This window comes from Streptomyces sp. RPA4-2 (genome assembly GCF_012273515.2).
Taxonomy (GTDB): Bacteria; Actinomycetota; Actinomycetes; order Streptomycetales; family Streptomycetaceae; genus Streptomyces; species Streptomyces kaempferi.
In genome coordinates this window covers 596,338-607,852 of sequence record NZ_CP050975.2, presented here as the reverse complement: position 1 = coordinate 607,852, position 11,515 = coordinate 596,338, and the positions used below count along the sequence as shown (strand labels likewise).

The 11,515-nt window shown below is 71.2% G+C and carries 8 protein-coding genes and 1 pseudogene; 5 read left to right on the top strand and 4 right to left on the bottom strand.

The window, feature by feature from the left end:
• Positions 1-40 precede the first annotated feature (40 nt).
• The 5 genes and pseudogenes from HEP85_RS02360 to HEP85_RS02340 all read left to right on the top strand — a co-directional run.
• Entirely contained in the window at positions 41-1,024 is a 984-nt protein-coding gene (locus HEP85_RS02360; RefSeq protein WP_369657553.1) for an amidohydrolase family protein, read from the top strand.
• 1,025 nt (positions 1,025-2,049) lie between these two features.
• Entirely contained in the window at positions 2,050-3,279 is a 1,230-nt protein-coding gene (locus tag HEP85_RS02355) for a histidine kinase (protein WP_168533222.1), read from the top strand.
• A 157-nt stretch (positions 3,280-3,436) separates the two neighbouring features.
• Complete coding sequence (locus HEP85_RS02350; protein WP_168525730.1) at positions 3,437-4,591, top strand: aromatic acid exporter family protein; 1,155 nt, start codon at positions 3,437-3,439, stop codon at positions 4,589-4,591.
• 359 nt (positions 4,592-4,950) lie between these two features.
• Positions 4,951-6,771 (top strand): ABC transporter ATP-binding protein, encoded by a 1,821-nt coding sequence (locus HEP85_RS02345; RefSeq protein WP_168525728.1) that lies wholly within the window; start codon positions 4,951-4,953, stop codon positions 6,769-6,771.
• Positions 6,772-7,111: 340 nt separating this feature from the next.
• A pseudogene (locus HEP85_RS02340) lies at positions 7,112-7,414 on the top strand (alkene reductase); the annotation flags it as partial.
• 31 nt (positions 7,415-7,445) lie between these two features.
• Here HEP85_RS02340 and HEP85_RS02335 read toward each other — a convergent pair.
• From HEP85_RS02335 to HEP85_RS02320, 4 genes are all read right to left on the bottom strand, one after another.
• Positions 7,446-8,450, bottom strand: coding sequence for a MerR family transcriptional regulator (locus tag HEP85_RS02335; protein WP_168525726.1), 1,005 nt, complete (start codon positions 8,448-8,450; stop codon positions 7,446-7,448).
• A 3-nt stretch (positions 8,451-8,453) separates the two neighbouring features.
• Positions 8,454-9,125 carry a HEAT repeat domain-containing protein gene (locus tag HEP85_RS02330; protein ID WP_168525724.1) on the bottom strand — a complete coding sequence of 224 codons (672 nt, stop codon included), beginning with the start codon at positions 9,123-9,125 and terminating at the stop codon, positions 8,454-8,456.
• Between the two features lie 239 nt (positions 9,126-9,364).
• Entirely contained in the window at positions 9,365-10,342 is a 978-nt protein-coding gene (locus tag HEP85_RS02325) for an aldo/keto reductase (RefSeq protein ID WP_168525722.1), read from the bottom strand.
• 208 nt (positions 10,343-10,550) lie between these two features.
• Positions 10,551-11,441 (bottom strand): LLM class F420-dependent oxidoreductase, encoded by an 891-nt coding sequence (locus tag HEP85_RS02320; protein ID WP_168525720.1) that lies wholly within the window; start codon positions 11,439-11,441, stop codon positions 10,551-10,553.
• Positions 11,442-11,515 lie beyond the last annotated feature (74 nt).

The following is an 11,515-nucleotide window of genomic DNA, read 5'->3' as shown; positions in this document are numbered from 1 at the left end:
TCCACCTGAACGCCGATTCTGAACGAGGAAAGAGCCTGCGATGATATCTCCCGACCTTTCGACGTCCGCTTCGGCCGACGACGACGCCCGCACCTCCCGCGTGGACGTCCACCACCACTTCACCGCGCCCGCCTGGCTCGACTGGGCCGAGGCGCAGGGCCTGGTCCGGCGCGACAGGCTGCCCTGGTGGACCCGCTGGGACCTCGACTCCGCGCTCGCCCTCATGGACCGTACGGGGATCCGCACCACCGTCATGACCGTCGCCATGCTCGGCCGCATCCAGGAGCGCGGCAAGCGCGAGGAGAGCGCACGGGTCGCGCTGCAGGCGGCGGCGAAAATCGCCGCGGACCATCCCACCCGCTTCTCCTTCTTCACACCGGTCTTCCTCGACGACCTCGACCTGTCGAGCTGGTCGGTGAAGTACGGCCTCGACGACCTCGGCGCCGTCGGAGTGAGCACCCGCACCAGCGCGGACGGTGTCTATCTCGGCGCCCCGTCCCACGACCGTCTCCTCGCCGAGCTGAACGACCGCTCCGCGGTCATCAGCACGCACCCGATGGACGTACCCGGTGGCCACGCCGACGGGGCGGGTGTCCCGGGCCTGCCGCCGTTCATGTGCGACTTCCTCATGGACACGACTCGCGCGGCGATCAACCTCATCCTCAACGGCACCCTGGACCGCTACCCCAACCTCACCTTCGTCCTCCCGCACGGCGGCGGCTTCCTCCCCCATGTGGCGACCCGCCTGGAGCTCTTCAGCAACCACCTCACCCCCGAGATCGAACCGTCCCGGGTACGCGACTACCTGCACCGCTTCTACTACGACACGGCGGGCCCCATGTCGCCGTCCTGGACCCCCACCCTCATGGCCACGGTCGACCCCGCCCGGATCCTCTACGGCACAGACTGGCCCCCACCCCCGCCCACATCGTCTCCGACATCGCGGCACCGGCCCTTGACAGCGACCCGGCCATCGCCGGCCACCAGCTCCGCGGCATCAACCGGGACAACGCGCTGCGCCTGATGCCGAGGCTCGAGTGGGCCTGAGCCGGTCAGGCTCGCGTCTGCGTCACATCCGGCGCGGTCTACTCGGCCGCGCCGGCGGACGCCTCGACGACGACGCGACGACGCCGCGCTGATCGCGATCCGCCGCACGACCACCGCGCATCCGAGCCGCCGCCACGGGACGATCGTCCCGTGGCGGCGGCTCGCGACCGAGACCGTGGACGGGGGCGCTGACGGGTGAGGACCCGCGCCACCTGCCCCAGGCTCTCGCTCACGCCCGCCGCGCCCGCCGCGCCCGCCGCGCCCGCCGCGGAACATCGGCCTGTCCCTGGCCGTCATCGTCGGCCCGGCCGCTGTGGCCGGCGTGATCACCGTGCACGAGGTCGCCGGGGGGATCGTCATCGTCGCCATCGGCGTACGCGCAGGCCGCCGCGCCCCCCCCGCGGGGCCCCAGACCGCACCGGAACCGGCCGGGGCCGTCACCTGACCGGTGAGCCGACGACCGCCCGCATCGCATCCTCGGCCGCCGGGCCGGGCCGGGGGCACCGCCTCGGTCTGCTGTGGGCAGCGACCGCATGCGCGGGCACCGACCTCGACATTCAAGGGCGCGGGCCGAAACATGCCCTCGCTGACAGCCCGGTCAAGGGCGTCCCACTCGATCTGCGACCCAGGAACATCGTCCTGCACGGCTGAGTCAGCCAGGGCGCGGCGCTGGAGGCCTCGCCTGCGCACCGTCGCGCCGTTCGCCGGCGGGGGGCCTGGACCGCATCGTGTACGCCGTTTCGCCGAAGACCTCGGTCCGCTCGACCTCACCGCCCGCGCACAGTGGTGCGCGGCAGCCCCCGTGTGCCGACCTCGGAGCCCCTGTCGCGTGGCCCGACGGGAACGACGCTCAATGCCGCAGAACGGTCTCGCGGCCCCCGCTCATCACTCGAAGAGGTCAACTCCCGCCGGGGTGGTGCGGGGCTGTCGGGGCTGGGAAATCCGACTGCGGACCGCTTTCGCCGGCGAGCAGCGCGCGGGCGGTATCCCTACGGTGGTGCCATGGCGGTGAGCATCGGTAGCAGGCCAGGTCATGGCCTCCGCAGCAGGTCCTTCGACGTGGCAGTGGCGTTGGGGCTGTTCGTGCTGTCCGTCGTGGCCGCCTCCATCATTCCGCGCGAGCACCGCTTCGACCTGAGATGGCCCGCTGTCCTGCTCGCGGCGGTGGGCTGCTTCGCGCTGCCGTGGCGCCGCCGGTACCCCTTTGGCGTAGCGGCTTTGGCGGTCAGCTGCGGGGCGGCGTTCCAGGTGCTCGGGTTCCGCGAGAGTCCGCTGGTGACGAGCCCGGTCATCGTGTCGGTCTACTCGGTGGCCGCGTTGACCGACCGTCGTACCGCCTGGGGCGTTGCGGCGGCTTCGGCTGCCGTACTGGTCGGGGCCGAGGTGGTGTACGAGCCGGGTTCCTGGCTGCAGCCGGGCAACGTCGCGATGCTGGCATGGACGGCGCTGCCGGCGGCGGTGGGGGACGGGGTGCGCTCGCGCCGTGCCCATATCGCGGCCGTGGAGGAACGCGCGGCACACGCGGAGCGGACCCGTGAACAGGAGGCACGGCAGCGAGTGGCGGCCGAGCGCGTCCGGATCGCCCGTGAGCTGCACGACATCGTCGCCCACAACATTGCCTTGATCAACGCTCAGGCCGGCGTCGCGGCCCATGTGGGGAAGGATCGGCCCGACCAGATCCTCGCCGCTCTCACGGACATCCAGAAAGCGAGCCGGTCTGCGCTGGACGAGCTGCGCGCGACCGTGAGCCTGCTACGCCAGTGCGACGATGCCGATGCACCGCGCGATCCGATTCCGGGCCTGGCGCAGCTGCCGGCTCTCCTGGCCTCGTTCGAACGCGTCGGGCTCTACGTCCTGTGCACCCGGAACGGATCCGCCCATCCGCTGACGCCCGCGGTCGATCTGGCCGCCTACCGCATCGTCCAGGAGGCCCTGACCAATGTGCGCAAGCACGGCAGTGCGGACAAGGCCCGGCTGCACCTGGGCTTCGGACGGCTCTGCCTGACGATCACTGTCGAGGACGACGGCTGCGCGATCCCCCCGCACGGGCCGCAGCAGGGAACCGGCCATGGACTGATCGGCATGCGGGAGCGGACGGCCAGCGTGGGCGGGAACCTCAGCGCGCAACCGCGGCCTGAGGGCGGATTCACCGTGATCGCTGAACTTCCCCTGCGTTCTGCCACGGTCGAGGGCGGTGCGACGGCGGACGCACTGCCGGAGGGCCGGACATGACGATCGGCGTTCCGCGCGCTGGTGGCCGGGCCTTCCGGATCGCCTCCCAGATGCCGTGTCCTCGCTGGTTCCCGGGCGTTCCACGCCGGGCCGGGTCCCGTCGACCGTGGCGGACATCATGCTGTAAATAACGACAAAAGCTGTCACTCTCGAGGCCATGCAGGATTCCATTGTCTTGCCGGGGTACCCCCTGGCCAAGGCGGCGGGGTCGGCACGTCACCTCACGGACCGGTTGCGCGGTAAGCGAAGCAGCCAGGCGGTGTACGGCGTCAAGACCCTGGCCGCGACCATACTCACCTGGGGTGCGGTAGCGCCGTGGTCCCCCGGGGGGCATCCCTACCTGGCCGTCACGACCGCTCTGCTCGCGGTGAACGCCTCCACGGTGTACCGATCCGTGACGCAGGCGGCTCAGAACATGGTCGCGAGGGTCGCCGGGCTCGTCCTCGCCCTGGTGACCGCCCGGCTGCTGGGACCGACCGCGGGCGGCGTCGTGGCCATCGTCGTCGTCGCGGTCCTGGCGGGCCCCCGCCGTTCCACGGACGACCGTGTGCAGATCGCCTCCACCGCGCTCATCGCACTCGCCGCCAGTGCGGCCGACCCAGTGGGCAGCCTCGTGTCCCCTGTGCTCCAGACCCTCGTCGGCGCGGCCGTCGGCGTCGCCGTGAACGCCCTCGTCCTGCCTCCGCTCTACCTGGACGAGTCCGACGCCGCCGTGCGCGGCTTGGCCCACGACATGGGAAGCCTGCTGCGTGACATGGGTTCCGGTCTGGCCCAGCGACACCTCACCGTCAAGGCCCACACCTGGCTGCACGAAGCGCGCCACCTGGAGGAACGCTTCACCAGCGCGGAGGAGGAGGTGCAGCGGGCGGACGAGAGTCTGCGCTGGAACACTCGGTGCGCCGCGCATGCCCGATGCGAGGACCTGACGTACGCCGAGGCGTTCGGTGCCCTGCGCGGGGTGTCGCTCCAGGTCCGGGGGATCGCGCGGACCCTGGCGGACAATGCCCACAACGATCACGCCGACCACCACCTGGGGCAGCAGTTCCTCGACCGGTACGCGGAGACCCTGCGGTTGGCCGGAGACGCCGTCCAGGGATTCGCCGGGCCGCGTGCGGCCGCCGGCGCGCCGGACACGGCTCCCCGCGGGGAGCTCCGCGAGGCGATCGACGAAGCGCAGGACTGGCACGACGCCATGACCGACCTGATCGGCCGGGGCACCCTCGTCAAGCCGGGTGCGTGGTACGTCTACGGCTCCCTCATGACCGACGTGGAACGGCTGCTCGCCGACCTGGACCACGTCGGCGCGCACTGAACTCCGGGCACTCACCCTCGATACTCGGGGCCCTCGCCGACCTCGGCGAGGGCCCCGAGTCGGCAGGGTCGTCCGTGCCGGTGAGCCGAGCCGGGGTGGCTCGGGCCGTCGAATCGGCCGAGAAATGCTTGGACCGGGCGGCCGCCCGCGCGGGACACTGCAGTCGGTGACGGAGCGTGTGAACGCGATCGCCTGCGGTCATCGAGTGCGGGCCGCCCGTCCGGCACGGCGCGTGGCGCGCCCGAGGGCGACGTCCCCATGCGCAGCTCCGTACGACCGTCCGACGACGCGACAGTGCCCCGCCGCCGCGGCCTCAGCGGTAGGAGAGGGGGGATGTCGTACGACACCACGGGGGTGGAATGGGATCGACCGCACCACGCAAGTCCCCACCGGGCAAGGGCCCGGTCGTACTCGCACTGCGCTATTACACCCGGGAACTGACCCGGCGGCGCCGGCTGACGGCGCCCGCGCTGCTGCTTCCCGCCGTCGGCAACATCGGTATCAACTACGTCGCTCCACTCATTGTCGCCAAACTCGTCGGCCGGATCGCCGAGCACCCCGCAACCACCGTCGACTCCACGCTGCCGTACGTCCTCGGCTTCGCCGGTGTCCTGTTGCTCTCGGAGGCGTTCTGGCGCATCGGGCTGCACTGTCTCAACCGGCTCGACGCCCGCGGCATCGAGCACCTGTACGTGATCGGCTTGGACGAACTCTTCGCCAAGGACGCCGCCTTCTTCCACGACAACTTCGCCGGATCGCTGACCAAGCGGACCCTCAGCTTCGCCTCTCGCTTCGAGGAGTTCGTCGACACACTGACCTTCTCGGTCGTGGGACGGTTCGTCCCGCTCGCCTTCGGCGCGGTGGTGCTGTGGCGCTACGCACCCCTTCTCGTCGTCGGGCTCCTCACGATGATCGCCTTGACCGCGGTGTGCGTCGTCCCCTTGATCCGTCGCCGTCAATCGCTCGTCCGCCGGCGCGAGGAGGCGATCGCCCGGGTGTCGGGGCACGTATCCGACAGTCTGATGAACATGGACACGGTCAGGGCGTTCGCCGCCGAGGAGCGGGAGGCCGCCGAACACCGGTCCCGCGTCGCGGAGTCACGGCGCCTCACCCTGAGATCGTGGGACTACGGCAACCTGCGCATCGACACCCTGGTCGCGCCGATGTCCGTGCTGACCAACGTCCTGGGCCTGCTGCTGGCTGTGGCACTGGGCGGAGGTGAACTCGGCGTGGAGGCGGTCGTCGTCGCCTTCACGTACTACACCAACGCCACGCGGATCATGTTCGAGTTCAATCAGATCTACCGGCGCCTGGAGAGTTCGATGACCGAGGCCGCGCAGTTCACCGAACTGCTGCTCACCTCGCCGACCGTGCTCGACCCGCCCTCGCCGGAACCCCTCCGCACCCATGCCGCTGACGTCCGCTTCGAGCGGGTCTGCTTCGCCCACGCGGGCGCGCGCCCCCTCTTCGAGGGACTGGATCTTGCGGTGGCCAACGGATCGAAGATCGGACTCGTCGGCCGGTCCGGCGGCGGCAAGACCACGCTCACCCGTCTGCTGCTGCGGATGACGGACGTCGACGCCGGCCGCATCCTGATCGGCGGGCAGGACATCAGCAGACTCCGCCAGGCCGACCTGCGCAGCACCATCGCCTATGTGCCGCAGGATCCGGCCATGTTCCACCGCACACTGCGGGACAACATCGCCTTCGCCCGGCCGGACGCCACCGACACCGAGATCCGGCGCGCGGCCGAGGCGGCACACGTCACCGAGTTCAGCGACTCGCTGCCGGACGGATTCGACACCATCGTCGGCGAGCGCGGAGTCAAGCTGTCCGGCGGGCAGCGCCAGCGGGTGGCTCTCGCCCGCGCGATCCTGCGTGACGCGCCGATCCTGCTGCTCGATGAGGCGACCAGCGCCCTGGACTCGGAGAGTGAACTCCTCGTCCAGGAGGCCTTGTGGCGGCTGATGGACGGCAGGACGGCGCTCGTGGTGGCGCACCGGCTGAGTACGGTCGCCAAGATGGACAGGCTCGTCGTCATCGACCATGGACGGGTCGTCGAACAGGGCACCCACCGGGAACTGCTCGCTACGGACGGCGCCTACGCGAAGTTGTGGCAGCACCAGTCCGGCGGCTTCCTCGACGACAGCCCGCCCCCGAGTGCCAGGTGGTCCGGCTGACCCTTGACCGAAAGCACCCTGCCGGCCTGGCCGACCGGTCCGCCGGGCGGCCGCCGACGGGGACGATCCCGCGCTCGAAGCCGCCGCACGCGGCGGTGGCCGCGGCCCGCCCGCGGGAGCGGGCCGCGAAGGTGAGCAACCTCGGGCGGCTCATGGACGGCCGAGACCGGAGTGCGTGCGCGGCGTCGGCCGACGGCGGAACGGGGGTGGCAGGCCAGGCCTGACACCCCCGCGACCGCTGTACCGTTCCGCGTGTCGTCTACGCCTCGGCCCTGCGGCCCAGAGTGCGGTGGGAGCGGGTGATCAGGGCGGCGAGCAGGGTCGCGCCCAGCGGTACCAGGAGCTGTACGCGGCCCTGCTCGCCGAGCTCGCCCGCTTCGACCTCGCCCACGTGCACCTGAAGGCGACCGCCGAGGAGGAGGTGCTGATCCGGCCGCGCCGTGCAGGGCCGGGCGGTCGGGTCATGAACCCGGTGATCCCGATGGGTCCGAAGCAGGCCGACCGGGGCGCCGCCGACCACCGGCTCGGCCCCGGTGCGGACCTGATCAGCTTCGGCCGCGCCTTCATCGCCAACCCCGACCTCGTGGAACGGCCCCGCACCGGCCTGCCGCTCGCGCCAGCCGACCCGGGCACGTACGTTCGTCATCGTTCCGTGGTGCCCTTGGAGAGAACCCTCACCGTGCGTCGCGTAGGTGAAGCAGGTACGCCGCGGTCAGCGCGACGGCACGGTCCCCGTCCTGCGACAGCTCCACGAGGGCATGCGACGCCCTTGTCCCCGGGACGTCCGCCAGCGCCTGGGTCAGCCGCCCGCGTGCGGGCGCTTCGGTGGTGTCTTGGGCGAGGCGGTCGACGAGCCTGCTCGCGATCTGATCCGCCGTCGCGGTGTCGCTCGCCAGCATGCTCAGCGCATCGGCCGCGTCGGTGTCGTTCCTTCCCTCCACGATCATGTCGATGAGTGTCGGGGCCGCTTCGGCCACACCCCGTGTCCCGAGCGCCAGAGCCGCGTACCCGCGGACCACGACGTCGGCGTTCGCGAGGGCATCCCGCAGCCACTCGGTGGCTTCACCACCCGGCATCTCGGCGAGGGACCGAACGGCACGTTCCCGCACCGCGGCCACGGGCGAGCCGAGGCCCTCCGCCAGCAGCGCCGTGCCGTCGTCGCCCGATCGTGCCAGCGCCCATCGAAGGGCCCCGGCGACGTTCGGTTCCGTCTCGCTCAGTGCTGCCTCGACCAGGGCCTCTACCGGCACCGAGACCTCGCCGACCGACGAGAGGGCCGCGCGCTGGCGCGCGTCGGCGCTTTTCGACTCCAGCGCCTGGAGGAGTGCGACGACCTGGAGGACGTCCTCCCAGCCGACGGGGTCCGCGGCATGGATCCTGCGCAGCCGCGTGAGCAACTCGGTCTCCGCCGCGATGCGTTCGCGCGTCTGACCGATGAGGTCGTCGACGAGCGACGAGGGCTCGAAACCAGGATCGTCGAGCGCCCGTCCGATCTCGCGCAGCGAAAGCCCCAGCGACCGCAGGCTCTCGATATGGAAGATCCGGCGGATGTCGTCCCCGGAGTACTCCCGATATCCGGAGCCGGTGCGACCCGAAGGACGCACCAGACCGAGCGACTCATAATGCCGGAGCATACGGGCACTGACTCCGGACCGTCGCGCCACCTCACCGATCAACACGTCCTAGCATCCCTCCTGACCGGACACGCCGAGAGCCAGGACGCGCTTCGCCTCCTCGATCGCGAACTCGAACCCGGCGTCCGGGTCGCGCAGCATCCGCCCCGTGGCGAGCGCGTGCGCGCGCACGCACGGGTCAGGGGCCGTCGTCGCGGCACCCAGAGCCGGCAGAACGGCCTCACCGAGCGCGACCAGCGCCCGGCTGAGACTCAGTTGCGTCTCCCGCCCACCGCGCCCGAGCTGGCTCGCCAACACCGTGGCCAACGCGGCCTCCTCGCCTTCCGGGACGAGCACGACCGCCGCCCGCCAGGCGCTCCGCGCCACCTCGTCGTCGACGTCGGCGAGGAGCGTCCGGGTGATCGCCGGCCACGCCTGCCGGTTCCCGATCTTGGACAGCGTGTGGAGTGCCTGGCTCCGTGCCTGCGTACGCTCCGAGCGGACTTCGCGGAGCAGTCCGGGAAGCGTCATGGACACCGGGTGGCGGGTGAGTGCCCAGGTCAGCATGTCGCGGACGAAGAACTCGGGCTCGAGCGCGCATCGTTCGACGAGTTTGTCGACGAAGCGCGGGTCAGGCGTCGTGCCGACCGCCAGGGCAGCTCGCAGTCGCACCGACGAGCGGCCGTCCTCCAGCCCCCGCAGCGCTCGTGCCACATCCGTGTCCTGTCTCGTGACCGTCATCGAGACCACCTCCTCGGCAAGCAGTGAAGGCCTTGTCACTGTGTCAAGGTCAAACCAGGAGTCCAGCACGGGCGGAGGCGGGGGTACGCGCACGGGCCGCTGCGGACGGCATCGGTGTCCGCTGCTCTGAGCTCCGCTGCTCGGACGCCCTGAAGGGGGGCCGCCGTTCGCGGTGGCCGGGGCGTCCTGCTGTGAGAGGTCCGGATCCGGCACGTCCGGCCGGGATCATGGTGGGCCGCTCAGCGTTCGAGCATCTGGGCCTGCGCCTCCGTGTGGGTCTCGCCCGCGGCGGGCGGCAGGCTGGAGAGCTTGTCGATCTGCTCGGCGGTCAGCGTGATGCCGTCGGCGGCGCTGTTCTCCTCGACCCGGGTCACACGCTTGGTGCCGGGGATGGGGGCGATGTCGTCGCCCTGGGCGAGCAGCCAGGCCAGCGCGACCTGGGCGGGGGTGGCGCCGACCTCGGCGGCGACGGCCTGGACCTCGTCGGCGATCGCCAGATTGCGCCGGAAGTTCTCGCCGGTGAAGCGCGGGTTGTCGCGCCGGAAGTCGTCCTCGTCGAACTGGTCGGTGGAGCGGATCGTGCCCGTCAGGAAGCCGCGCCCGAGCGGTGAGAAGGGCACCAGGCCGATGTTCAACTCGCGCAGTACCGGCAGCACCCGCTGTTCCAGGCCCCGGGTCCACAGGGAGTACTCGGACTGCACCGCCGTGACCGGGTGGACGGCGTGCGCGCGGCGGATGGTGTCCGGGCCGGCCTCGGACAGGCCGAACGCGCGGACCTTGCCCTCGGCGATCAGCTCGCCGACCGCGCCGGCGGTCTCCTCGATCGGGGTGTTCGGGTCGACCCGGTGCTGGTAGTACAGGTCGATGTGGTCGGTTCCCAGCCGCTTCAGCGAGCCCTCGACGGCGGTGCGGACGTTGGCCGGGCCGCTGTCGAGGTTCCACGGACCCTCGCCGGCGTGCGAGACCAGGCCGAACTTCGTGGCCAGCACCGCCTGGTCACGGTGGCCTCGCAGCGCCCGGCCGACGAGCTCCTCGTTGGTGTAGGGACCGTAGATCTCGGCGGTGTCGATCAGCGTGACGCCCAGTTCCAGCGCCCGGTGCAGGGTCCGGACGGACTCGGCCTCATCGGTGCCGGAGCCGGTGTAGCCGTGGGACATCCCCATCGCACCCAGACCGATCCGGGAAACCTCCAGGTCACGCAATTTGATGTACCGCATCCGCTCTCTCCGCTCCGTCGTTTCGATCGTGCGCCTGGAGCGCGGCAAGGAGACCCGCCCCAGCCCCTCTGTTCTCGACGCCCTCGCCCGCGCCATGCACCTCGATGACCGGGGGACTGGCCGGCCGGACACCGCAACCTTGCCCGCTACCCCGAGCGGACGCGAGCCGAAGGCTGAGGGCCCTGCCGGGCTGTGCGCGAACCGCTCTCTACAGCTCGTCGGCGAACGCCGCGGCAAGCTCGCGCCATTCGGCCCGCGGCAGACCGGCTCCGCTCTCGTCGGCAGTCAGCACCTGGAGAGCGATGTGGTCGGCGCCGGCGTCGAAGTACTCCCGGGTCCGGGCACGCACGTGCTCGGTGTCGCCCAGGGCGAAGAGGGCGTCCAGGAGACGTGCGCTTCCGCCGTCCGCGAAGTCGCTCTCCGTGAACCCCAGGCGCAGCAGATTGTTGGTGTAGTTGGGCAGTTGGAGGTACATGTCCAACATGTTCCGCGCGGTGGTACGAGCCCGGTCGCGGTCGGTGTCGAGCACGACGGACAGCTCGGGAGCGAGCAGCGCGTCGGGACCGAGGGCCTCGCGTGCCTCCGCCGTGTGCTCGGTGGTGACGAGGTAGGGGTGCGCGCCCAGGGCCCGGTCGGTCGCGAGCTTCAGCATCTTCGGGCCGAGCGCCGCCAGGACCCGACGACCACGATCCACGGGCGGGGCGGCGGCGTCGAGGGCGTCAAGGTAGGCCACCATCGCGCTGTACGGCTTCGCGTACCGCGGCGCCAACTGACCGTGGCTGACACCCAGGCCGAGGACGAATCGGCCACGCGCGCTCGCGTCGAGCGCCGCGATCCGCGCCGTCACCTCCTCAGCCGTGTGCTCCCAGATACTCAGGATGCCGGTGGCCACGGTGACTGTACGGGTGGCGTCGACGACCGCCGCGGCGTCGTCGGGTGAGGGGCTGCCCCCGAGCCAGAGAGTGCCGTATCCCAGATCTTCGAGCTCGGCGACCGCTTCCTCGATCGCCCCCCTGCCCGCGTCGTCGACCCGCGACCGGTGCAGCGCACCGCTCCAGATACCGATCCGCCCGAATTCCTCGCGTGTCTCAGAAGCCATGCTGTGATCAACCGCGATTCCGTCCCTGATGTTCCCGGCCGGCCGGCGGTTCATTCGTATGGGCGCACCATGCT

Bases quoted from the DNA above. Each gene is read 5' to 3' on its own strand.
- HEP85_RS02360 (WP_369657553.1), top strand. From the start codon at position 41: ATGATATCTCCCGACCTTTCGACGTCCGCTTCGGCCGACGACGACGCC.
- HEP85_RS02355 (WP_168533222.1), top strand. From the start codon at position 2,050: ATGGCGGTGAGCATCGGTAGCAGGCCAGGTCATGGCCTCCGCAGCAGG.
- HEP85_RS02350 (WP_168525730.1), top strand. From the start codon at position 3,437: ATGCAGGATTCCATTGTCTTGCCGGGGTACCCCCTGGCCAAGGCGGCG.
- HEP85_RS02345 (WP_168525728.1), top strand. From the start codon at position 4,951: ATGGGATCGACCGCACCACGCAAGTCCCCACCGGGCAAGGGCCCGGTC.
- HEP85_RS02330 (WP_168525724.1), bottom strand. From the start codon at position 9,125: ATGACGGTCACGAGACAGGACACGGATGTGGCACGAGCGCTGCGGGGG.
- HEP85_RS02325 (WP_168525722.1), bottom strand. From the start codon at position 10,342: ATGCGGTACATCAAATTGCGTGACCTGGAGGTTTCCCGGATCGGTCTG.
- HEP85_RS02320 (WP_168525720.1), bottom strand. From the start codon at position 11,441: ATGGCTTCTGAGACACGCGAGGAATTCGGGCGGATCGGTATCTGGAGC.